Raw genomic sequence first — 20,981 nt, 5'->3', positions numbered from 1 at the left:
TACCTTCCTTTAACGCATTGAACGCCAACACTTCTTCTGACCACATCCTTCCCCGCGAGCGACAGCGCTTCGCGCACGTCACGGCATCACACCAGGATGCCCAGGGGTTCACGCACCCGGTGACGCAATTTCTTCGATACCGGTGCAGGGAACCGGATACGACGATTATCCGGTATACTGTGCCATAACCCCTTTTTCCATCTGGAACTGCTCGTACATCTCGTAGCGTTCGACCTGGGAGAGCAGATCCCGGACGCGTTTGAGCAGCAGATCCTCTTCACGGTCGAAGTGGGAGTCGACGTAGTCGTGCAGGTCCGCGAGATACCGTGGCCAGGCCTCGTCTTCAAGAGACGTCGTGTCGAGTCTGCCGATCAGCTCGCGCATACGGTTGTGTTCTTCCAGAAACTCTGCAACGTCGTCCGTGATGTCCGAAGCAAGCCGCCGGTAGACGGTCGTCTCCTCCGCATGCATATGGGTCTGCAGCTCCCGCCGGAGCGTCATATATCTGATATCCCGCGCCTCGGGCCGGTCCTGCAGATCGCGGAGCAGCCTCCGGATGAGGTCATGGTCCTCGCGTATCATCTCGACAATATCCGCCATAAGAAAATCCTCCTCGTTGACGAACTGAAAGAGAGTCCAGGTATGTAATAATTTCCCTGCTGCCGTGCCCGGGGGAGGGGGCTGGCGCAGCCTTCACGGGTGCCGTCCGGAGGCCATCTGTATCATTGCCCGTTTGGCCTGCTGAAAATAGTCGCCCATCTCGTAGAGTTCGGGGGTGTCCATCACGGAAAGCGCCTCCTCGAGAACCGTCTCCTCGTGCTCGATATGCTCCCAGACCCGCCTTTGCAGCTCCCGGAGGTGGACGAGCCACGCGTCCCGGTCAGGCGGCATCCGGTCGAGCCTGCCGAATATCTCGCGAAAGCCGGTATGATCCCTGACCGACTGCTCTATCTCGTCCTGCATCACCCGCTCCATCCTGCGATAAAGCGTCGCCTCTTCGCCGTGCATATGCCCCTGCAGTTCGTGCTTCACCGTCGCATACCTCTCTTCGCGCCCTTCGCCCGTCTGCTCGAGGATGTCCAGCAGGTGCAGGACGCGGACGTGATCCTCTCTGATGCTCTCGACAATATGCGGCATCATCCGTCCCTCGCCGTAGTCTCCGGCGGGAGGGAGAATAAGTGTTTGGGGCTTTTGGAGCTTCATGCCAACCGTGCAGTACCGGTGCTTGGCGGAGCGCACCGGGGCGCTGCGGCCCGGGAGATCGCCTCTGCCCCGGCGCCCCGGATATACGACAGCATCCCCGAGAGCACCTGCTCGTCGGTCGGGAGATCCGCGTCGATGACTTTCTTCATCCGGAGAGGAACCGAGTCCATCCGGTATCCGATCCCTTCGGTCTCGATGCCGACGCACGCGACCGGGATATGGATCTCGGCGAGCGCGGTGCTGAGCGAGATATACGGATCGATGACGATGGTGGGGATCGCCGCCAGGTGTTCGACACACCGGCGCGGGAGATGGGCGCCGGGGTCGGCACCGATGATGAGGCAGGCGTCGGCCTCTTTTTTGCTGAGCATGTCCACCGCCGTTGTCTCGCCGGGGTTGTAGTAAGGTATGCCGCGCGAGAAATCAACCCCGTAGGGAAAACCCGTAAGGTAGGAGAAGGTCTGGTTTGTGCCGTTGACATTCCAGTGTCCGCGCATGGGTGTCAGCGTGAATTTTGTATGCCGGTTGAGCTCGTCGACGAGCTGGATGGCGCAACGCACGTTCTTGTACTTCCCCGGAGACTGTGTCAGGCCGATTCCGGTGAAGAGTGCGCCGAATTTGGCTTTTTTGCAGAGATCCGCCAGCCACAGGAGCTTCTCCTTCGGGATGCCCGCGACGGACGGCGGGATGATGTCGGCCTGCCCCCGAACGATCGCACGGAGGGCGGAAAAAACAGCGTAATCGCCGCCCGGTTTGATCCGTATGAACTCATCGGCGATCTTCGCGGTATCGGTCTTCCTGATGTCCACGACGACCAGGGTTCTGTCCTGGTGTCCGTTGGTGCGGTACTTCCCGTTGCAGAACGTCGTATACCTGCTCATATGGCGGGGGTGCGACTCGATCGGGTTTGAGCCCCAGTAGATCACCACGTCCGCCCGGTTCTTCATCTGGCCGAGGGTCGAACCGGGATGGCCGCTCTCCTGGATGCCGATGATCGAAGGGCCGTGGCAGATCGACGAGCAGTTGTCGATCACGCCCCGGATCTCCTCGGCGATGTGGATGCCGAGGCACTGCGCTTCTGCAGATGTCCCGCTCCACCCGAAGAGGAGCGGGCGTTCGGCGCTCCGGAGAATCTCGGCGGCACGTCGGACGGCATCGTCAAAACCGGTTCTTCTCCAGCCCTCCCCGTCTCTGACGATCGGCTCATATATGCGGCTCTGCGAGAGAAACTTCCCGGAACCCAGAGAGCATGCGTTATCGGCCGATACAACTGCGTTATCCACGATCCGTACGGCAACGTCGTCGCAGAGACATCCGCAGAGTGGGCAGAGGACGTCACGCACCGTTCCGGTACGGTCCTGTCCGCCGGGATGCGGTGATGCTTCCGGGCACGCAGTGCCCCCTGCTTCGATGAGAATCTCCCATCCGGACCGTGGCGGCGCCTCTGTGCGCGTCACCGTCCCGACCATCCACTTGTAATCCGGAGCCCCTGTCCCGTGCGTATCGGCGTGCAGAATGGCATTTGCATGCGGCCCGCAGGGGATGAAGGCGGTTCCGGGCACGACGTCGTCGGACGACGTGGCAACGAAGACCTCGGCACCCGTCTCCGTGGCTATGCGGAGGTTCGCACCCTCCTCAGCGCAGAGTTCAAGAAGATCGACCGGATTGATGAAACACCGCCCCGTTTCCCGCGAGTACTCCGGCAGATCCTTGTAATAGAGTTGTTCGCCCTGCCGGATGGTCCTTCCACTCGTTATCAGCGCCTGCATTACGGTAGGCTCCGTTCTCGGAGGGCTTCAATGTTCGTATGGTGTCATTAATTTAACCTATTTGTAAATTAGATTTAATGAATGTCGTGTACGTGATTGTCCGACCGCTCCGGCCGCGCTGCTGCGCCGACTGACAGGCATAAATGCTCCGTCTCCATATACTCCTTTTATGACGCCGGAGGCTCCGGAGCTTCTACGGACGAAACCGTCGCTCCGCCGCGAACTCGGGCCGGTTGCGGTAACCCTCTCCGGGGTGGGGATCATCCTCGGTGCAGGCATCTACGCCCTCCTCGGCGAGGCGACCGGACTTGCAGGGAACGCCGTCTGGCTGACGTTTGCCATATCCGCCCTCATCGCCGGGTTCACGGCGCTCAGTTACGCCGAGCTCTCCTCGATGTACCCGCGGGCGAGCGCCGAGTACGAGTACGTCTCCAACGCCATCGGCAGGAAGGTTGCCTTCGTCGTCGGATGGCTGATCATCCTCTCCGGCATCTTCGGGGTTGCGACGGTCTCGCTCGGGTTTGGCGGCTACTTCTCGGACCTCACCGGCGCTCCGCTCCTCCCCTCCGCCGTGGGGATCATCCTGGTACTCGCCGTCATTCTCCTCTACGGGATCCGCGAGACGGCATGGGTCGCCATCACCATGACGCTCATCGAGGCGGCGGGTATCGTCATGATCATCCTCATCGGCCTGCCGCACCTCGGGAGCGTGGACTATCTGGCGATGCCGCTCGGCCTCTCGGGAGTTCTCCAGGCCTCCGCGCTCGTCTTCTTCGCCTATATGGGATTTGAGGAGATGGTCAAACTCTCCGAAGAGGCGCGCGATCCGGTGCGGACGGTTCCAAAAGCGCTCATCCTGGCGCTCGCCATCACCACCGTCCTCTATATCCTCGCCTCGCTCGCCGCCGTCTCGGTGGTCGGGTGGGAGCAGCTCGCCGCGTCCCGTGCGCCCTTTGCGGACGTGGCCTACATCGCGCTCGGTGATGTGGCGTTCACCGTCATCGGCGTCATCGCCCTCTTCGCAACCGCCAACACCGCACTCATGATGCTGCTGGCGGCGTCCCGGATCACCTATGGCATGGCCGACGCGTTCTCCCTTCCGGCCGTTCTCGCCCGGGTGAGTCTGCGGACGCGCACCCCCTGGGTGGCCATCCTGGCCATCATGCTCGCTGCAATCGTCTTTGTGTTCGCCGGGGAGATCACCTTCGTCGCGAACGTCACCAACTTCACGCTCTTTCTGACCTTCATCGTCATCAATGCGGCCGTCATCCTTCTGCGGCTGCGGGCGCCCGACGAGCCGCGGCCTTTTTGCGTGCCCGGATCGGTTGGGCGGGTGCCGGTGCTCCCCCTGCTCGGCGTCGTCACCAGCCTCGCCCTCCTCGGCCAGCTCGACCCGACGGTGCTCCTCGTCGGCTGTGTGCTCGCTGTTCTCGGCATCGCCCTGTCGTTCGTCGAGCTTCGCGGCCGGAGCGGCGGGTGAGAAACGGTGATAGTGAAACTATTGGTGGCTATGATTTCAACATAGGTGAATATATATGCCCTATATTATGTCGACAAAGCATTATATCTCGCTTATCCAACCAGTTGTCGATGAACCGCTCATCTTCGTTCAGAAAAAGTGGATTTACAGGCCTTCTGCTCGTCGGCCTTGTAGTCCTTGCCGCTGCACTCTGCTGTGGCTGTATTGGAAATCAGGATCAGACCCCCGCTGAGGTCCAGACGATCGCGGTGACCGGCTCGACGACCGTTCTCCCCGTTGCCCAGCTCGCTGCCGACGAGTACATGCGCACTCATTCCAGTGCCGACATCCAGGTCAGCGGCGGCGGCTCCAGCGTCGGTGTCCAGGCCGTCGGTGAGGGCACTGCCGATATCGGCATGGCCTCCCGCGACCTGAAGTCCGCAGAGACCGAGAAGTACCCCTCCCTCGTGAAGCACACCGTCGCCATCGACGGCATCGCCGTCATCGTCAACCCTGCGAACGCGGTTTCCAGCCTCTCCCTCGACCAGATCAAGGGAATCTACAACGGTACCATCACGAACTGGAACCAGGTCGGCGGTGCCAGCCAGGAGATCGTCGTCGTCGGCCGTGACAGCGCCTCCGGGACCCGGGAATTCTTCTACGAGTTCGTCATGAAGAAGGAGGACTTCGTCCCGACGCAGATCGAGAAGAACTCCAACGGTGCCGTGAAGCAGACCGTTCAGCACACCCCCGGTGCGATCGGCTACGTCGGTCTCGGCTACCTCGACGGGACCGTCAAGGCAGTCTCCGTCGGTACCGACGGCACCGTCGTCGAAGCGACGCTCGAGAACGTCAGGGCAGGCACCTACCCGATCGCCCGTGAGCTCTACATGTTCACCACCGGCGAACCGACCGGCCTTGCCAAGGACTACATCGACTTCATCCTCAGCCCCGACGGCCAGGCCATCGTTGAAGAGGAAGGATTCGTCCGGGTGAACTAACGGGCGAAAGTGCCCCTCTCACCCCTCTTTTCTCACCGTTGCATCCGCTTGAGCGTCTCTCCGTCTCCTCTCTGCGCCTGTAAACAGCATTTGTTCGCCCGCGTCCGGATGCGCGTCCGCTCGTAAGTAAGCCTGTGCCGGCCTGCATGCAACGCCGGTCACGGCGCGTCGATGCTCTCACTGACCTCCATGCATCTATTGTGGTGGTATGCATCGCTATAGAGTATTTCGAAAAAGCATATTATCCGCCGGCCGGATTACTCTACTGGGTTCACTGCACGTGAACCGAGATTCCAGTATTTCCGGTGATGTAACGTGAAATTGTCGATCTTACAGAAGATGGTCGTTGTGATGCTGATCATCTCCGTCGTGCCGCTGATCACTCTCGGCAACTGTGCGAGCAACGATGCCAGAGCCCTCGGCCTGTCGGCTGCCAATGATGCAAAGTGGATGGGGAAATACGCCCTTGCGGACAGCACAAAGGCGCTCGAAGAACTGGGCGTCAGGATGATCGAACAGAAGGCCGCGGACGTCGCCGGGCAGTGTGCGATCTACATCCGGGCACATCCGGAGATGAGCCTCGCCGACCTGCAGGCAAGCCCGGAGTTCCAGGCGATCGCGGTCCAGCCCGTCGGAAAGACCGGCTCCACCTGCCTCTACGAGCAGGGCAGCGGGATCATGCGCCTGCACCAGAGCCCGGACCTCGCCGATCTGGAGATGTCGTCGCTGCAGGAGACGCTGCCGGAGTTCTGGGAGCTCTTCTCCTTCACCTTAAGCGGCAACATCGTCGGCGGCTACTACGACTGGATCGGCGCCGACGGGCAGGCGACCCGGGAGTTCATGTCCGCGGTCCCGGTCGAGGGCACGGAGTACATGCTGGCCGCCACCATATCGGTCGAGGAGTTCGCAGAGCCGATCGTCGCGATCCAGGACGACATGAACAAAGAGATCGCCGCAACGAACGCCCGGATCCGGGAATCGACCGAGAGCCTCAGCACCCGGAACACGATCCTCGTCATCACCGCGATAACGGTTCTCGTGACGGGCCTTGTCGGGTTCCTCTTCGCGGCCAGCATCAGCCGGCCGATTAAAAAGCTCACCGAGATCGCCGATAAGGTCAGCATGGGCGACCTGGAGGGCACCGAGATTGATATCCGGAGCGACGACGAGATCGGAGCCCTCGCCGAGTCGTTCCAGCGGATGGTGGTGAGTGTGAAGTATTATATGGCGAAAGCCCAGGCAGCAGCGCAGCCGCCCGGGGGTGACGAGGCATGAGTCTTGCGATGCAGAACCGCTACCAGAAGATGATCGTCAACGTGCTTGCAAAGAAGATGGGTCCGGCGGCCGACGACTTCGTCCGGGACGTCTGCAGGAAGATTGGAACGAAGTTCGAGAATGTATCTCCCCTCACGGTCGAAACATTCGCCCGCCAGGTAGAGCGGGACGCGGTGGTCTTCGTCCCGGCGGGAGACGCGGTCTTCATGGCCAACGTCATCCGAAAACTGAAATGAAACCGGCAGCACCCCTGCCCCTCATTTTGAGACCCGCAGCGTTATTCGGCGGCGGAGTAGTGCTCGGTCTCCCCGTACTGCTCAAGCCTGCCCCCGCTGAGCACCGAGACCGCCCCGTGCCCGCAGCAGATGAGGCACCGGCGGCCCGATGCCGCGAGATCCCTGTCGATATCGGCCGCCATCGCAAGCAGTGCCCGGCGCTCCTCGCGGGCGCGGTCGCTGTCGACGTTGACCGAGGTCACCAGAAAGTCGGCGAGGGCGTTATACTTCCCGCGTGCCTCATCGAGGCTGCCGAAGTTGATGAGGGTGTCGCTCGAGAAGAGCAGCCCGTGCTCCGGGCAGACGAGGTAGAAGAGCCCGTGGAGATGGCCGCCGAGGCTCTCCAGCACCTCAAACTCCAGATCCCCGATGGTGATCCGGTCGAGGACCGGGAAGATCGATCGCTTCTCCCCGGGCGCCGCCGGGAAGAGCACCGCATCCTCCGGGCTCCGAAACTCCGAGAAGAGGTTGATGACGGTCGTATAGACCTCCTCGAGCACCGAGGTCTCGCTCCGCGACCCATAAGCCCGGTTTGCCTCCCGGATGATCTCCACCGATCCTGCGTGCAGGCAGACCGGGGCGGCGAGGTAGCCTCCCCCGCCGCAGTGGTCGGCGTCGGCGTGGGTGATGAAGACCCGCCCAAGCGTCTGCAGGTCGCCAAGACCGTAGTGCGCGAACATGGCAGCGATATCGCGGTGGTAGATCCCGTAGCCGGTATCGACCATCACCGTCTCGTCCGGGGTGCGGAAGAGGTAGACGTTCCCGCCGCAGGGGAGCTGGAAACAGAAGAGGTCGACGGTATCGGTGATCGCGATCCGCTGAACCTCCGCGTAGAACCCCTCCCCCAGCGTCGCCTGCAGCGTCCGTCCGGTGAGGAGAATGCTTTCGAAGACCTCCCGCGGATCCTTCCCGCGGTCCTGGAGTTCCTGGACGATATGGTTGATGTCGTGCAGGAGCGCCATCAGGAATGCGTCCTCGGCGTTGCCGATCAGCTCCCGCAGTTCCTGGGCGAACCGGACGTAAAAGACGGTGTCGTCCAGGTGCTTGCCGGTCGTATCGTACTCGATGATCTCGAGCCGGTAGCGGGACTTCAGCCGGTTTAAGAGGTGGTCGACGGTTCCGGCCTCCTCGACGTTCAGGCTGACCTTCAGCCGGCCGGGGTGCTTCCCGCGGTCGTCGAAGTCGATGTAGGCGATGTTCGCCTGGCTGGCGGTGATGTAGGTGAGAAACTCGTCGAGCGCTCCCGACTCGTTCGGCACATAGACGTAGAATTTGAGGAACCCGAGTGTCCGGAGCGTCTCCTGGAGATACCCGATGGCGGAGAGTTCGTCCTTCATCCGGAGGTACGCCGCATCATCCGTCGTTACTTCAAAGAAAACGGTTGCGGCGTCAATTCTGCGGTCGTAATGGATGCGGTTGATGTTGCCGCCATACCGCCTGACGATCCCGGCTGCTGTATGGAGAGCGCCCGGCCTGTCAGGCATGCGGGCTATGAACGAAAATCTCTTCACCCTGCTTCGTCCTCACACGTTGTGGTAGGACATTTGTTTTCGTCCTATTTATGCCCTCTATTGGGGGATGAGCGGCAGCCTGTCGTGTTACTCGGCGGGATACGGGTGGTGAGCCGGGACCGTGATCCGCCGGACCGCCTGCCCGACCTTCCGGACCGCAGCAGCCGATGCGGCAACGGCCAGAACCGTCGCGACGAAGAGCCGGAGCGCGACATGGCATGCGGCCGGGCGAAGCTTCCCGGTTGTCTGCATTCGTGCATCCGGAGGCTCGCGGATGAGTGTTATCTGTATCATGCGATGAGTGATCCATACTTGTGGTATAAGAAGATTGTTGCCCCGGCGGACGCACTCTCCGGTCATGTGCATCCATTTTCAGGGCAGACCTCCCGGCCCTGTGGTATCGCCCGGCAGCAGGAGCGCGTCTTCGCCCGGCAACGGGAAAAAAGAAGAGGAGAACGGCGATGCCTCTCCGGGACGGGCGGGTCAGGCCGGTGCACCGGCATTGCCGGAGCGTTTCGGAACATTTATCGTCTCTCGATAGAATGAACCGGATCTTGCCGCCCGTCCTACCGCACCTTCTCGGGAAGCCCGGACGCCCACGACCGGACGGCGTCCCAGTCCCGGTAATCGCCGGACGGCGCCCGGACAAGCGTGACGATCGCCTTGTCGGTGAACGAGAGTTCCGACGGCTCCAGTCTCCCCGCAAACAGGGCGGTCTCGACCGGCTGGACTAAAAGCCGCACCTGGTCCATCGAGGCCTCCGCTTTGCGGCGCCCCTCATCGCCCCCGTCGACGACGGTCATGCCGACGGCAAAGTAGGCGACCGGCACCTTTCGCAGTTCCTTCTGGTGCTTCTCGATGAAGACCTGCGCTTCTGCGAGCCATTTGCCCATGTATATCGGGCTGCCGATGACCGCGGCACGGTAGCGGGAAAGATCGGTCACGTCGCCGACCGGCAGGAGATCGACGTTCTCGCCGCCGGACCTGAGCACCTCCGCGACGGCCCCGGCAACCTCTGCCGTGGAGCCGTACCGGGTTGCGTAGGCAACCAGAATTGCATCGTTCATATCTGCTCTCCGTTTGTCGTTCGCAGATATATGCGTTCCCCCGGCCGAATCCGTCCCGGCGTGCCGGCGCTGCCCGGCGGTTACCCTTATTACATCCGGCGCCCATGACAGGGCCGATGATCGGCAACTCACAGGAATCCCGGATGTGGTACAACCGGGGCAGGTTCTTCAGCGATACCGGGGAGTACGACCGGGCCGCTCTCTGCTACGGCCGTGTGCTGGAATACGACCCCCGCGATGCACGTGCATGGCGGCGGCGGGGGTTTGCCCTCATCAAACTCGAACGCTTCGACGAGGCGGTCGTCTGTTACGAGCGGGCGCTCGAGCTCGACCCCGGAGACGCCGTGGCCTGGCAGCGGAAAGGGTTCGCCCTCGGGAAACTGCGGCGGCTTGCCGAGGCGAAGTCCTGCCTCGACCGTGCCCTTGCGCTCAACCCGTCTTCGATCGGTGCGCTGCACGGCAAAGGGTGGGTGCTCGTCGCGGAGCGCCGCTACGACGAGGCGATGCGCTGCTACGACCGTATCCTTGCAATCGACCCGGACCGTGACTTCGCCCGCTGGAACCGGCAGCGGATCCTCGAGCACAAGGCCTTCCGCAAACTCGCCGCCGATGTCGGCGAGGCGGAGAAGGTCGTCAAGATCCCTGCGTTCGTCTACGAAGTCCTCGAGAACCGCGACTACGGCGGCATCGACCGGGCGTCTGCGGCGCTCAGCGAACTGCTTGCAGAACGATCGGTCGATACCGCCCCGGGATAAAAAAGAATGGAGCCGGTTCACCGGTGCGCGAAGTAGGCCGCGACGCCTGCTTTCCCTGCCGCATCGATCCGGGCAAAGCCGATCCGCTCGAACTGGACGACCTTCCCCGCCTCTTTCGCCACCAGTTCCTCGCAGAAGCCGGCCATCTCGCCGTCCTGCGTATAGAGAACGCACGGGACGTTTGCGTCGGCGGGCAGCCACTGGATGATCGGCGCTTTTGCCGCCCGGGCCTCTTCGAGCGCTTCGCCGGCGTATGTCGCCGTCGGGACGCCGTCCTGCCACACGATGCTGATGTTGTAGAGGTCTTTTAGGCGCACCATGCTCTTCCCCTCGATATCGGCCCGCGGCAGCAGCACGTTGCCGTCGCAGGCGAGCGTCCGGTAGCCGCGTGCGGGGTCGTTCGGGTGCAGCGCCGCCTGCGCCGTCCGGAGCGGGGCGTCCCGGACCGCGACCTTGACCGGGTCCGGGACAAAGAAGTAGCGGTTCGCCTCCGGATCGATGATCGCCTTGTTCTGGGCGTAGAGGTTTTCCCATGAAAACGAGATGTCGGTCTCGCCGATGCCGATATCGACCATGGCGTTCCGGACGGCGTCTGCACGGATGCCCCTGCGTGCGATCGCCCGCAGCGTCCCGAGGCGGATATCGTCCCAGCCCGAATAGAGGCCGGAGGCGATCCCCTCCCGCATCCCCGACGTCGAGAGGACGACGCCGGAGATGGACATCCGGCCGTAGTGCCGGTAGACCGGGGGCATCCAGCCGAAGTAGTCGAAGATGTAGCGCTGCCGGCGTGTATTGGCGATATGGTCTTTGCCCCTGATGACGTGGGTGATCCCGAGGAGGTGGTCGTCGACCGCGACCGAGAAGTTCATCAGGGGATAGACGGTCGCGTCGATCCGGGGGTGCAGCGGGGAGCCCACGATCCGGAAGATCGAGAAGTCGCGCATCGCCGGGTCCGGGTGCTCGATCTCGGTCCTGACCCGGACGGTCACCGTCCCCTCTGCAAACTCGCCGTCGAGCATCTTCTGCCAGAGAGCCAGGTTCTCCTCGACCGGCTGGTCCCGGCAGGGGCAGGCCTTCTTCGCAAGCTTCAGGTCGCGGAAGACCTCCTGGTCGCAGACGCAGACGTAGGCACCGCCGATCGCGATGAGTTTCTCGCAGTACTCGTAGTAGATCTCGAGCCGGTCGCTCTGGTAGACGATATCGGTGATCGAAAGGCCCAGCCACTCGATATCCTCCTGCACCATCCGGTAGGCCTCCGGGTCGACCCGGCGGGGATCGGTGTCCTCGATCCGCAGGACGTACCGCCCGCCGTAGCGGCGGACGTAGTAGTCGTTCAGGATGGCTGCCCGGGCGTGCCCGAGGTGCAGCGGCCCGCTCGGGTTCGGCGCAAACCGCATCACGACACCGTTCTCGGCGCCCGGGAGTGCTGGAAGTTCCCGCACCCGTTCGCGGGTCTCGGTGAGTTCCTCAAGCGCCTCCGGCGCGAGGTCTGCCAGCATCGCCCGGCGTTCGTCGGCGTCCATCCCTGCGACCTCGGCGACGACCTCCTGCGCGAGAGGCCCGATCTCGCGTGCCCGGCTCCGGTATTCCGGGTGCTTCCCGAGAACGGTTCCGATGACCGTCCCGCTCTTCGGGGTGCTGCTATGCTTCACCGCGTTCTGCAGGGCGTAGATGAAGAGAAGCCGTCGGATCTCGGCGTCCATGATCAGTATCCCCGTTCGATGAAGTAGTCCGTGATATCGGTCAGCAGCTGCCGCTCCTCTGATTCGGGAAGGATGGCAAGGGCACGCTTCGCGGTGGTCGCCCGCTCGACGGCGGCCGCCCGGACCTCGTCGAGGACGCCCGCGTCCCCGAGGAGCGCGATCACCTCGTCGATCTCGTCCGCAGTGAGTTCCCGCTGATAGGGCGCAAGGTCAATCCCCTTCTCCCGTGCCCGGATCGCGATCAGCGTCTTTTTGCCCTCGCGGATATCGGAGGCACGGTCTTTGCCGGTCGCCTCGGTGCTCGCGAGAAGGTCGATGAGATCGTCCTGGATCTGGAACGCGATCCCGCTGTTGATCCCCCACTGGTAGAGGGCGTCGATCTGGATCGGGTTTGCTCCCGCCAGAAGACCGCCGATGGCCGCCGCTGCGCCGTAGAGCACCCCGGTCTTCTTCTGCACCATCTCCAGGTACTCCGGTTCGGTCACGTCGCCCCGGCGCTCGAACGAGATGTCCATGCTCTGCCCGTCGCAGATCTCTGCACAGGTCTTGCCGAGCATCCGCACCGCATGCACCTTGGCGCGGTCGGAAGCCTCCGTCATGGTGAGGAACTCGAAGGCCTTCGCATACAGGACGTCTCCGGCGAGGATCGCCGTGGGTTCGTCCCAGAGGGTGTGCACGGTCGGCACGCCCCGCCGGACGGCGTCGGCGTCCATGATGTCGTCGTGGACGAGTGTGAAGGTGTGGGTCAGCTCGAGCGCGATCGCCGCGAGCATCACGTCGTCAGCGCTGTTCTTCTTCACTGCGTCCGCAGCGAGCAGGACGACGGCCGGTCTGAGCCGTTTGCCGCCGGCGAGCAGCAGGTGGGCGCCGGCCTGGAAGAGATCGCCGTAGACGTTCCCGAAGTGGCGGCTTATTACCTTATCGACTGTCTCTGCGGTTGTGTCAAGATACTGCGTCAGGTCCATAGCCGTCTCCTCTTACTTTATCAGCACGCCCTTTCCGTTCCGGAGAATGTGCATATCGTTCCCGAGCGTGTAGCCGATCTCCTCGCCGAACCGGGCATAGCCTCCGGTCATGCCGATATCCCCGTGCGACGGGATGACGTGCTGCGGGTTTAAGAGATGCAGGAGCTCGTAGTGGTCCTCGCGGTAGGAGTGGCCCGAGACGTGCAGCTCGTCGAAGATCCGCACCCCGGCCATCTTTGCCCGCGCCTCCACGAGATACCGCTGCCCGTAGTTCATGGGGTTTGGGATCACCTTTGCCGAGAAGAGAACCTTGTCGCCTTTCTCGAACTTGTAGGGCGTATCGCCCATCACCATCCGGGTGAGGATCGCGCCCGGCTCTCCCTGGTGCCCGGTGACGATCGGGACGAACTTCTCCTTTCCTTCCTTCATGATCCGCCGCAGCGTCCGATCGACGGTCCGGCGGTTTCCTGACATATGCATGCTCCCGGGGAATGCCACCAGTTTCATCTGCTCCGCCGTCGAGCTGTAGCGTTCCATCGAGCGGCCGAGGAGCACCGGCTTTCTGCCGATCTCGTGGGCGCATTCTGCGATGGTCTTGACACGGGAGATGTGAGAGGAGAAGGTCGAGACGAAGATCGCGTTCTTGTCGTCCTCGTAGCTCGTGATCGTGTCGCGGACGAGGTCGCGGGCGATCTTCTCGCTCGGGCACCGGCCGCGGTCGTCGACGTTGACGCTCTCGACGATCAGGGCGAGGACGCCCTCCTTGCCGATCTGCCGGAGGCGTGCGAAGTCCGGCGGGTCGCCGAGCACCGGCGTCCGGTCGAGTTTGAAGTCGTTTGCGTAGATGACCGCACCGCGGGGGGTGTGGAGCACGCACATGACCGTATCGATGATGCTGTGCTGGGTCTTGACGAACTCCAGCGTCAGGCTCGGCGAGATGGTGTAGCGCTGCCCGGCCTTGAGGGCGAAGAGTTTGTTGTTGACGCCGAACTTCTGCTCGCCTGCGATCTGCTGCCGGATCAGTTCCGTGGTATACGGCGTGCTGATGATCGGTGCGTTGTAGCGGTGCGCGAGCTTCGGGATCGCCCCGATGTGATCGAGGTGGCCGTGCGAACAGACTATCGCCTTGACGCTCCCCTCGATGGTGTTCATTATCGTATCGTCAGGGATCGCCTTCATCTCGATCAGGTCGAGAGAATGCATGTTTTCAATGTCTGCATCCTCGTGGATCATGACCTGGTCGAGCCGGAGACCCATATCAAAGATGACGATCTCCTTTCCGCAGCGGACGGCAGTCATATTTCTGCCGACTTCGTTATACCCGCCCACTGCCAAGATTTCAATATCCATGTATCCTCCTATCTCGTTTCAATCAGTTGTCTCAATCATCTGCCGGGTTTTTCCGGTTATATACGTACGGGCTCTGCCGAGGTCGCGCACGGTTGCAGAACCGGTCAGGAACATCGCCACCCGGAGCTGCCGGTGAACGGCGTCGATGGCTGCAAACAGAGCGTCCTCGCTCTGCATCGCCGGTTTGAGCAGCGGCAGCGCCATACCCCCGAGGGTCGCGCCGAGGGCGACGGATTTGGCAATATCAATGCCGCTCCGGAGACCTCCCGTCGCGATGATCGGCCCGCCGCCTTCGCGCACTTCGGCGAGGCTGACGACGGTAGGGATCCCCCAGTCGAGGAACGCCTCCCCGAGGTCTGCAAGGGTGCTGTCGGTCGCCCGCAGGCACTCGACCGCGGCCCAGGACGTGCCGCCCCATCCGCCGATGTCGATGGCGCTCGCACCGGCGCCCCGGACCGCGTCGGCAACTGCTCTCGATACGCCGGATCCCGTCTCTTTCACGATGACCGGGACTTTGGACTCGGTGCAGAGGTGCCGGAGCGCTTCCAGGCACCCGCCTGCATCGTGATCACCTTCTGGCTGGATCGCCTCCTGGAGGGGGTTGAGATGAACGACGATGGCCTGCGCATCGATCATCTCGACCGCCCGCTCCGCCCACTCGATGCCGTGGTCGCGGAGCTGCATGATCCCGAGGTTGGCGCAGAGGAATGCATGCGGTGCCTCCTCGCGTACCACGGAAAAGCTCTCTTCCAGGGTAGGGTCTTCCAATGCCGCTCGCTGAGAACCCACGCCCATGCCGAGGCCGTATGCTTCTGCGGCTCTGGCCAGGAGCCGATTGACCTCCATGGTGTCGGGGTGTCCTCCGGTCATCGCTGCAATGAACAGGGGTGATTCCAGGGGAGCATCGAGGAACCGGGTGCGTATATCGATGTTTTCCATATCGCATTCGGGGAGAGCGCTATGCACGAGGCGTACATCGGAAAAACCTGCGTCCCCCGCCTCGATGCTGCGCTCGCAGCAGATATTCAGGTGTTCCCGCTTTCTCGAGGATGTAGGCGTGTCTTCTGCCATAGTATCACTTCTCCCGCACAATGGTGCCGCCGTGATCCGTCCCGTCCAGAAAGGCGCCGATCCTGGAGACGTGGAAGATATGCGATTCGATCCCCCGGTCGGCGAGCGCCAGCAGCTCGGCGATCTTGCCGCCCATCCCGCCGGTTACGTCGGTGTTGCCGGACCCGCCGATGGTGACGGCGGCCGCGGCCTTTCGGTCGATCACGGGCATGACCGCCCCTTCCTTGAGAACGCCCGCGACGTCGGTCGCGAGCCCGACGCGGCCTGCGGGGAGATGCGCCGCAAGGTGCGTGATGATCTGATCGCCCGAGACGATACAGGCGCCGCGGACCCGGTCCATGACAACGTCGCCGTGGAGCACCGGCACCATCCCGCGCTCGAGCATCTCCCTGATGTGCCCGGTCTCCAGCGCAGCAAGCCGCCCGTTTTCTGCAAGTGCTAGGTGGAGCGGGTGAATCCCGATCGCCTCGCACCCGGCATCCCGGAGCGCCGCGACGATTGCGGCGTTCAGCCGGGAGACGGCCGTGTGAGTCTGGTAGATCCCGGCCAGGTTCCCATCATCGATGCCGTCCTGGATGTGGTACTGCCGTGCCTCGGGATGGCCGCACGACCCCGCCCCGTGCACCAGAACGATCTGCCCGGCTCTCGGTGCTGCGATCACCTCTGCAATCGCAGAGAGCCGCTCATGGTCGATCGCGCAGTCCCCCGACTTGTCGGTGACCACGCTTCCGCCCAGTTTCAGTGCCGCGATCTCATTCATGCTTCTCTCTTCTGGCGCCTTCCGTGTCGATCGTGGTGATGATGGCCCGTCCCTCGCAGGACTCGATGGCGCCGGCAACCCTGCTCTTGGCACGCCGGGGACAGAGTGCGATGATGCTGCCGCCGCCCCCCGCTCCCGTGATCTTCGCGCCGTATGCGCCGGTCGTCCGTGCCGCGATGATGAGGCGGCTGCTCACCGGGTGCCCGACGCCGAGGGCTTCGAGCAGGGCGTGGTTGATGTCCATGCAGCGCCCGAGTTCCTTCGGATCTCCGATATGGTGCAGTGCGTTCAGCGTGACCGCACCGATGGCGTCCAGGATCGGGTTTATGATATCCGGATGCTTCTTGCGTGCAGTGCCGACCATCTCCACCATCTTCGCGGTGCTGTGCGAGACGAGGGTGTTGCCGACGACGAGCTGCAGGTTCTGCGGCGGAAGTCTCCGTTTGGACGATCCGGTGATCAGGACGAGCCCTCCCATTGCCGAGACGTAGGTATCGGTGGGGCTTGCCCGACCGTGCTGTACCTTCTTTTCGATGGTGTAGGCAATATCTGCTATGGCGCCCCGCGAATGGCCGAGGTTGAACTCGTCGTTGATGGCAGAGAGCGTCGCGACGGTCACCGCCGCCGACGATCCGAGCCCGCTCGAACTCTGCAGCTGAGAATGAACATAGACGCTTCCGCGAACGCCCATCACCTTGAAGCACTCGTCGATGTAGGGCGACTTCGGGTGCGAGGGATGTTTCGTTTTTCTGACGGTGACATAGACGCGAGGCTTGATGGCCATCGCTACTCCGGGCTTGCCATATACGACAGCATGCTCGCCGAACAGGAATACCTTGCCCGGCGCGCTCCACGTTGCCAACCTACATCACCGCTATCGCTGCGTACCCCACCACCTGGTCGTAGTCGTTCGTGACGTCTCCGCTGGTTGTATAGCGGAGCAGCTGCCCCCTCTTCGCACCGAGCGCACGGCATGCGATGCACATGGCGGCAATCGGGCCGTAGCCGCAGACACTTGCATCCACCGCGGAAAGCCGCCGGTAAAACTCCGGGATGTCCAGTGTCTCCAGTGCCTCTATCGCATGGAGGTCGCGTTCTCTGGCGACTTCGTCCGGAACATAGTGTGAAAAGTCGCTCGAGGCAACGATCCGGACGTCGCGTCCGGTCTGCTTGATCGCCCGCAGAATGTGTTCCGCCAGGCCGGCAGCAGCCTCGTAGGTCTGATCGCCCATCATGACCGGCGCCACCCGCGCGCGGGGGAACCGGTACTTGATGATGGGCATCTGCACCTCCAGCGAGTGTTCCGTGCGATGCGATGCCTCGTCGACGGTGATGTCGAGGGCGTCTACGAGATCGGTATCGATGTCCACGACTCCGAGCGGGGTCTCCCACGCAACTCTGGAGGTGGTGGTCATATAGCCGCGGTGGCTTGGGCCGATCACGACGAATGTACCGTCAAACTCAGGTGGGACGGCGGAAAAGGCACAGGCTGATGTCTCGCCCGAGTAGACGTATCCTGCGTGGGGCGAGACGATGCCCCGTGCATCGAGACCCGCTGCTCGGTTTTCGAAGAACCGCTCAAGCAGCTGCTCGAGATGGCGGGGCTCCGCAGGATAAAACATACCTGCAACACTGCATGGGCGCATATCCATCAGCTGTGTCTCTGTGCCTTCTTCTTTATAACTCTGTCTCAAAATCTTCCTGGGTCAGGGAGATGGTAACTCCCCGCTGCCGCATTATCTCCCGGGTGAGGAGATAGTAGATCATGGAGAGCGCTTTGCGACCCTTGTTGTTGGTCGGGACGACGACGTCGACGTACTTGGTCATGTTGTTGGTGTCGCAGAGGGCGACGATCGGTATCCCGGACTGGACCGCTTCGGTGATGGCCTGGTGGTCGCCGATGGGATCGGTGACGACGACGACGGCGGGTTCGATGTATTTGTTCAGGCGCTGGTTGGTCAGCATGCCGGGAATGAACCGGCCGACGACTGCCATGCCGCCGATGGTCTCCGCGAACTTCCGTGCCGGGTACTGGCCGTACTGGCGGGACGTCACGACCAGGATCGTTGCCGGGTCGTACTGGGAGAGGAATTTTGCGGCGGTCTTGATCCGCTCGTCGGTCGCCTGGATATCCAGAATATACAGTCCGTCACCGCGTACGCGGTAGATGAACTTCTTCATGTCCTTGCTCTTCTGCTGGGTGCCGATGTGCACGCCTGCGGCCAGGTATTCTTCAACCGGGATGAGGGGTTCGGTGAGTTCTATCTCCATCTCGCTTCCGCTCATTAAATCAGCTCCTCAATTCGTATCAGTTCGTTCAGTTTTGCAATCCGCTCGCCGCCGACCACACCGGTCTTCAGGAAAATACACTCGAACGCGGTGGCCAGGTGAGCGATGGTGGTGTCTGTTGTTTCGCCGGACCGGTGGCTCATGACCGTCTCCATGCCGTTCGCCCCTGCGAGACGGATGGCCTCAAACGTGTCGGTGAGTGTTCCGATCTGGTTCGGTTTTATCAGGACGCAGTTTGCGGCCCGCTTCTCGATGCCGCGCATGATGCGATCGACGTTTGTCACGAAGAGGTCGTCGCCGCAGATCAGGCACCGGTCACCGACCTGAGCGGTCAGGTCGGCAAACCCGTCGAAGTCCTCTTCGGTCAGCGGGTCCTCGATGTAGACGAGACCGTACCGGTCGACGAGGTCGGCCATGTAGGCGATCTGCTCCTCGGAGCTGCGCGATCTCTCCCGGTAGCGGTAGGCTTCGCCGTCGAAGAACTCGCTGGCCGCCACGTCGATGCCGATGTTGATCTCGACGTTCATCTCGTCGGAGACGATGCCGATGGCTTCGCTGATGATCTCGAATGCCTGCGCATCCTCGATCCGGGGAGCCCAGGCACCCTCGTCGCCTTTGCCGCATCCTTTGCCCATCTTCTTCAGGAGGTCCTTGACCGTTCTGTGGACGGCTGCATTGGCAAAGACTGCCTCTTCGGCATCCGCAGCGCCGGTGGGGACGACCAGAAACTCCTGGATGTCGGTGGCATCGGTCGCGTGCGCGCCGCCGCCGATGACGTTGCCGAGTGGCAGGGGGGTTTTACTGGAAAAAGTGCCGCCGAGATATCTGAAGATCTCAAGGCCCAGTGAAGACGCAGCGGCCTTCGCACAGGCAAGTGAGAGTGCGACCGCGACGTTCGCCCCGATAGAGCTGAAGTCTGCGGTACCGTCGATCTCCCGAAGCAGCGCGTCGAATGTGATCTGATCGCGAGAATCCTCGCCGATGAGTGATGGAATCAGGTGCTGCCGTGCGTTTTCGACTGCTTCTGCCGGGGGACGGACTTTTGCCTCGTAGGTTCCGGTGCTGGCACCGCTCGGTGCTGCAGCCCGCCCAAACCCCGACGCAGTGTAGATGTCCGCCTCGACGGTGGCGTTACCCCGGCTGTCCAGGATGGTTCTTACAGAGATCTCTTCAATGATAGTCATCAGATCACTACTTTCTCTTCACGGTGATAGGGATTACGCCGTGCTCGAACTCTTCGAGCGCAATCTCCAGGGGTTCTGTGTATACGGTGTTGATCAGGAGCGGCGCACCCATCGATAGCTGAAGAGCACGGGCACCGATAATCCGCGCTCGTTCATATCGAGTATATGATTCCATCATACATCCTCAAAATTCGTTAATCATAAAATGGGGTCGCTGAGATTTGAACTCAGGTCACAGCATCCCGAACGCCATAGGATAGTCCAGGCTACCCCACGACCCCTCACTGGTATGGATTGAGATCCTCCACAATTTCCTTGTGTGTCAGCAACATCCGCCTGCAGCAGTAGCGCTCAAGGCCGAGATCGTCGAGGACCTGTTTGGGATCCTCGCCTGCATCTCGCCGCTCCTTGAACTCCTTCCACGCAGGGGATATGACTTTACCACAGGTAAAACATCGAACGGGTATCATATCATTGTACCTGCTTTGTTATTAACTCTTGTGATTTAACGATACGATTTCTGGAATTTCTTCCGTGCGCCACGGCCGTGAGGCTTCTTGGTCTCTTTCTGCCGTGAGTCGTTCACGAGCAGGGTACGGTCGTAGGTCAGGTAGACATCCTTGATCTGCGGGTCGTTGTGCCATTCGACGATACCGCGTGCGATTGCCGTGCGGACCGCCTCTGCCTGTCCCATCACGCCGCCGCCCGAGACGTCGATGGTGGCGTCGATGCCGTCGAGCGCGGTCGGAACCAGCAGCAGCGGCTCGGAGATCTTCATCCGGATAAGGTCGGTGCCGAAGATCTCAAGGGGGACGGAGTTGATGCGCACTCTCCCGTTTCCGCTCTTCAGCGTTGCTCGGGCGATTGCCGTCTTTCTCTTTCCGCTTGTATTTATGATTTTTGCCATAGTATCACCGGTTAGAATTTGGCTCCGAGATAGGTGCTGATCGCAGCGAGGGTCACGTACTGCGAGCTGCTCAGCCGGTCGATATGCGCCGTCTCGAGCGACTCCGTCTCCTGCCCCGCAAGTTCGTACGGTACGCCGACGTATACCTTGATATTCTTGAATGCGGCAGCACCGCGCTCGCGCTTGTAGGGGAGCATGCCCCTGATGGTGCGCTTCACGATATGGTCGGGTCTGCGCGGGAAGAACGGGCCGCCTTCGCGGGAACCCCGCTTGCGCTTCTGGTCGTAGTGTCCGAGGACGCGGGCGCGGTTCCCGGAGACGATGACCTTCTCCGCATTCACAATGGCAATCTCTTCTCCGTCGAGGGAGCGCTTGGCAACGATGCTTGCCATCCGTCCGAGCAGCAGTCCGCTGGCGTCGATGATTGTAACCATGTC

General features: G+C 62.1%; 24 protein-coding genes and 1 tRNA gene. 5 read left to right on the top strand and 20 right to left on the bottom strand.

Going from position 1 to position 20,981, the window contains the following annotated elements; translation table 11 throughout:
• Positions 1-165 precede the first annotated feature (165 nt).
• From FGU65_RS04835 to FGU65_RS04825, 3 genes are all read right to left on the bottom strand, one after another.
• Entirely contained in the window at positions 166-600 is a 435-nt protein-coding gene (locus FGU65_RS04835) for a hemerythrin domain-containing protein (RefSeq protein ID WP_301663282.1), read from the bottom strand.
• Between the two features lie 93 nt (positions 601-693).
• Entirely contained in the window at positions 694-1,140 is a 447-nt protein-coding gene (locus FGU65_RS04830; protein WP_301663281.1) for a hemerythrin domain-containing protein, read from the bottom strand.
• A gap of 59 nt (positions 1,141-1,199) precedes the next feature.
• Positions 1,200-2,972, bottom strand: coding sequence for a formylmethanofuran dehydrogenase subunit B (locus FGU65_RS04825; RefSeq protein ID WP_301663280.1), 1,773 nt, complete (start codon positions 2,970-2,972; stop codon positions 1,200-1,202).
• 169 nt (positions 2,973-3,141) lie between these two features.
• Between FGU65_RS04825 and FGU65_RS04820 the strand changes: the two genes are divergently transcribed.
• The 4 genes from FGU65_RS04820 (at position 3,142) to FGU65_RS04805 (ending at position 6,943) form a co-directional block, all read left to right on the top strand.
• Positions 3,142-4,452 (top strand): APC family permease, encoded by a 1,311-nt coding sequence (locus FGU65_RS04820; protein WP_301663279.1) that lies wholly within the window; start codon positions 3,142-3,144, stop codon positions 4,450-4,452.
• 110 nt (positions 4,453-4,562) lie between these two features.
• A complete protein-coding gene (locus FGU65_RS04815; protein WP_301663278.1) occupies positions 4,563-5,432 on the top strand; it encodes a phosphate ABC transporter substrate-binding protein in 870 nt (289 codons plus the stop codon).
• Positions 5,433-5,747: 315 nt separating this feature from the next.
• Positions 5,748-6,707 (top strand): HAMP domain-containing protein, encoded by a 960-nt coding sequence (locus tag FGU65_RS04810; protein WP_301663277.1) that lies wholly within the window; start codon positions 5,748-5,750, stop codon positions 6,705-6,707.
• Positions 6,704-6,943 carry a hypothetical protein gene (locus FGU65_RS04805; protein ID WP_301663276.1) on the top strand — a complete coding sequence of 80 codons (240 nt, stop codon included), beginning with the start codon at positions 6,704-6,706 and terminating at the stop codon, positions 6,941-6,943. The genes FGU65_RS04810 and FGU65_RS04805 overlap by 4 nt, the downstream gene beginning before the upstream one ends.
• Positions 6,944-6,984: 41 nt before the next feature.
• Here FGU65_RS04805 and FGU65_RS04800 read toward each other — a convergent pair whose 3' ends face one another.
• From FGU65_RS04800 to FGU65_RS04790, 3 genes are all read right to left on the bottom strand, one after another.
• Positions 6,985-8,466, bottom strand: coding sequence for an MBL fold metallo-hydrolase (locus FGU65_RS04800; RefSeq protein WP_301663275.1), 1,482 nt, complete (start codon positions 8,464-8,466; stop codon positions 6,985-6,987).
• 114 nt (positions 8,467-8,580) lie between these two features.
• Positions 8,581-8,787, bottom strand: coding sequence for a hypothetical protein (locus FGU65_RS04795; protein ID WP_301663274.1), 207 nt, complete (start codon positions 8,785-8,787; stop codon positions 8,581-8,583).
• Between the two features lie 272 nt (positions 8,788-9,059).
• Positions 9,060-9,560, bottom strand: coding sequence for a flavodoxin domain-containing protein (locus FGU65_RS04790; protein ID WP_301663273.1), 501 nt, complete (start codon positions 9,558-9,560; stop codon positions 9,060-9,062).
• Positions 9,561-9,676: 116 nt separating this feature from the next.
• Between FGU65_RS04790 and FGU65_RS04785 the strand changes: the two genes are divergently transcribed.
• Positions 9,677-10,315 carry a tetratricopeptide repeat protein gene (locus tag FGU65_RS04785; protein ID WP_301663272.1) on the top strand — a complete coding sequence of 213 codons (639 nt, stop codon included), beginning with the start codon at positions 9,677-9,679 and terminating at the stop codon, positions 10,313-10,315.
• A gap of 17 nt (positions 10,316-10,332) precedes the next feature.
• Here FGU65_RS04785 and FGU65_RS04780 read toward each other — a convergent pair whose 3' ends face one another.
• From FGU65_RS04780 to FGU65_RS04715, 14 genes are all read right to left on the bottom strand, one after another.
• The gene (locus tag FGU65_RS04780) at positions 10,333-12,018 is read right to left on the bottom strand and encodes a glutamate--tRNA ligase (RefSeq protein ID WP_301663271.1); all 1,686 of its coding nucleotides are present in this window, start codon (positions 12,016-12,018) and stop codon (positions 10,333-10,335) included.
• A 2-nt stretch (positions 12,019-12,020) separates the two neighbouring features.
• On the bottom strand, positions 12,021-12,983 hold the full coding sequence (locus FGU65_RS04775; protein ID WP_301663270.1) for a polyprenyl synthetase family protein: 963 nt from the start codon (positions 12,981-12,983) through the stop codon (positions 12,021-12,023).
• A 12-nt stretch (positions 12,984-12,995) separates the two neighbouring features.
• Positions 12,996-14,333, bottom strand: a complete 1,338-nt coding sequence (locus FGU65_RS04770) for an RNase J family beta-CASP ribonuclease (protein ID WP_301663269.1) — start codon at positions 14,331-14,333, stop codon at positions 12,996-12,998.
• Positions 14,334-14,351: 18 nt separating this feature from the next.
• A complete protein-coding gene (fni, locus tag FGU65_RS04765; RefSeq protein ID WP_301663268.1) occupies positions 14,352-15,404 on the bottom strand; it encodes a type 2 isopentenyl-diphosphate Delta-isomerase in 1,053 nt (350 codons plus the stop codon).
• A gap of 4 nt (positions 15,405-15,408) precedes the next feature.
• Entirely contained in the window at positions 15,409-16,164 is a 756-nt protein-coding gene (locus FGU65_RS04760) for an isopentenyl phosphate kinase (protein WP_301663267.1), read from the bottom strand.
• On the bottom strand, positions 16,157-17,026 hold the full coding sequence (mvk, locus tag FGU65_RS04755) for a mevalonate kinase (RefSeq protein ID WP_301663266.1): 870 nt from the start codon (positions 17,024-17,026) through the stop codon (positions 16,157-16,159). The genes FGU65_RS04760 and mvk overlap by 8 nt, the downstream gene beginning before the upstream one ends.
• Position 17,027: 1 nt before the next feature.
• Positions 17,028-17,816, bottom strand: coding sequence for an AmmeMemoRadiSam system protein B (gene amrB / locus FGU65_RS04750; protein WP_301663265.1), 789 nt, complete (start codon positions 17,814-17,816; stop codon positions 17,028-17,030).
• Between the two features lie 25 nt (positions 17,817-17,841).
• Positions 17,842-18,450: a 30S ribosomal protein S2 gene (gene rpsB, locus FGU65_RS04745; RefSeq protein WP_301663264.1), complete on the bottom strand. Its 609-nt coding sequence runs from the start codon at positions 18,448-18,450 to the stop codon at positions 17,842-17,844.
• Complete coding sequence (eno, locus tag FGU65_RS04740) at positions 18,450-19,637, bottom strand: phosphopyruvate hydratase (RefSeq protein WP_301663263.1); 1,188 nt, start codon at positions 19,635-19,637, stop codon at positions 18,450-18,452. Before eno ends, rpsB begins: the two co-directional genes overlap by 1 nt.
• Before the next feature lie 7 nt (positions 19,638-19,644).
• Positions 19,645-19,812 (bottom strand): DNA-directed RNA polymerase subunit K, encoded by a 168-nt coding sequence (locus tag FGU65_RS04735; protein WP_301663262.1) that lies wholly within the window; start codon positions 19,810-19,812, stop codon positions 19,645-19,647.
• A gap of 31 nt (positions 19,813-19,843) precedes the next feature.
• A tRNA-Pro gene (locus FGU65_RS04730) sits at positions 19,844-19,918 on the bottom strand.
• Positions 19,919-20,107 (bottom strand): DNA-directed RNA polymerase subunit N, encoded by a 189-nt coding sequence (locus FGU65_RS04725; RefSeq protein ID WP_301663261.1) that lies wholly within the window; start codon positions 20,105-20,107, stop codon positions 19,919-19,921. It lies immediately after the preceding tRNA gene.
• Between the two features lie 35 nt (positions 20,108-20,142).
• Positions 20,143-20,544, bottom strand: coding sequence for a 30S ribosomal protein S9 (locus FGU65_RS04720; RefSeq protein WP_301663260.1), 402 nt, complete (start codon positions 20,542-20,544; stop codon positions 20,143-20,145).
• Between the two features lie 11 nt (positions 20,545-20,555).
• On the bottom strand, positions 20,556-20,978 hold the full coding sequence (locus FGU65_RS04715; RefSeq protein WP_301663259.1) for a 50S ribosomal protein L13: 423 nt from the start codon (positions 20,976-20,978) through the stop codon (positions 20,556-20,558).
• Between the last annotated feature and the right edge of the window lie 3 nt (positions 20,979-20,981).

The sequence above is a fragment of the Methanoculleus frigidifontis genome (assembly GCF_030464345.1).
Taxonomy (GTDB): domain Archaea; phylum Halobacteriota; class Methanomicrobia; order Methanomicrobiales; family Methanoculleaceae; genus Methanoculleus_A; species Methanoculleus_A frigidifontis.
The sequence above is the reverse complement of the archived record's forward strand: the minus strand, read 5'-3'. Positions and strand labels throughout refer to the sequence as shown.

Excerpts from the sequence above, each read along its gene's own strand:
- FGU65_RS04805 (WP_301663276.1), top strand. The coding sequence starts at position 6,704 with ATGAGTCTTGCGATGCAGAACCGCTACCAGAAGATGATCGTCAACGTG.
- FGU65_RS04735 (WP_301663262.1), bottom strand. The coding sequence starts at position 19,812 with ATGGAATCATATACTCGATATGAACGAGCGCGGATTATCGGTGCCCGT.
- FGU65_RS04815 (WP_301663278.1), top strand. The coding sequence starts at position 4,563 with ATGAACCGCTCATCTTCGTTCAGAAAAAGTGGATTTACAGGCCTTCTG.
- fni (WP_301663268.1), bottom strand. The coding sequence starts at position 15,404 with ATGGCAGAAGACACGCCTACATCCTCGAGAAAGCGGGAACACCTGAAT.
- FGU65_RS04715 (WP_301663259.1), bottom strand. The coding sequence starts at position 20,978 with ATGGTTACAATCATCGACGCCAGCGGACTGCTGCTCGGACGGATGGCA.
- FGU65_RS04785 (WP_301663272.1), top strand. The coding sequence starts at position 9,677 with ATGATCGGCAACTCACAGGAATCCCGGATGTGGTACAACCGGGGCAGG.
- FGU65_RS04800 (WP_301663275.1), bottom strand. The coding sequence starts at position 8,466 with ATGCCTGACAGGCCGGGCGCTCTCCATACAGCAGCCGGGATCGTCAGG.
- FGU65_RS04790 (WP_301663273.1), bottom strand. The coding sequence starts at position 9,560 with ATGAACGATGCAATTCTGGTTGCCTACGCAACCCGGTACGGCTCCACG.
- FGU65_RS04770 (WP_301663269.1), bottom strand. The coding sequence starts at position 14,333 with ATGGATATTGAAATCTTGGCAGTGGGCGGGTATAACGAAGTCGGCAGA.
- rpsB (WP_301663264.1), bottom strand. The coding sequence starts at position 18,450 with ATGAGCGGAAGCGAGATGGAGATAGAACTCACCGAACCCCTCATCCCG.
- FGU65_RS04835 (WP_301663282.1), bottom strand. The coding sequence starts at position 600 with ATGGCGGATATTGTCGAGATGATACGCGAGGACCATGACCTCATCCGG.
- FGU65_RS04780 (WP_301663271.1), bottom strand. The coding sequence starts at position 12,018 with ATGGACGCCGAGATCCGACGGCTTCTCTTCATCTACGCCCTGCAGAAC.
- FGU65_RS04795 (WP_301663274.1), bottom strand. The coding sequence starts at position 8,787 with ATGATACAGATAACACTCATCCGCGAGCCTCCGGATGCACGAATGCAG.
- FGU65_RS04720 (WP_301663260.1), bottom strand. The coding sequence starts at position 20,544 with ATGGCAAAAATCATAAATACAAGCGGAAAGAGAAAGACGGCAATCGCC.
- eno (WP_301663263.1), bottom strand. The coding sequence starts at position 19,637 with ATGACTATCATTGAAGAGATCTCTGTAAGAACCATCCTGGACAGCCGG.
- FGU65_RS04830 (WP_301663281.1), bottom strand. The coding sequence starts at position 1,140 with ATGATGCCGCATATTGTCGAGAGCATCAGAGAGGATCACGTCCGCGTC.
- FGU65_RS04775 (WP_301663270.1), bottom strand. The coding sequence starts at position 12,983 with ATGGACCTGACGCAGTATCTTGACACAACCGCAGAGACAGTCGATAAG.
- FGU65_RS04825 (WP_301663280.1), bottom strand. The coding sequence starts at position 2,972 with ATGCAGGCGCTGATAACGAGTGGAAGGACCATCCGGCAGGGCGAACAA.
- FGU65_RS04725 (WP_301663261.1), bottom strand. The coding sequence starts at position 20,107 with ATGATACCCGTTCGATGTTTTACCTGTGGTAAAGTCATATCCCCTGCG.
- FGU65_RS04820 (WP_301663279.1), top strand. The coding sequence starts at position 3,142 with ATGACGCCGGAGGCTCCGGAGCTTCTACGGACGAAACCGTCGCTCCGC.
- FGU65_RS04760 (WP_301663267.1), bottom strand. The coding sequence starts at position 16,164 with ATGAATGAGATCGCGGCACTGAAACTGGGCGGAAGCGTGGTCACCGAC.
- amrB (WP_301663265.1), bottom strand. The coding sequence starts at position 17,816 with ATGGATATGCGCCCATGCAGTGTTGCAGGTATGTTTTATCCTGCGGAG.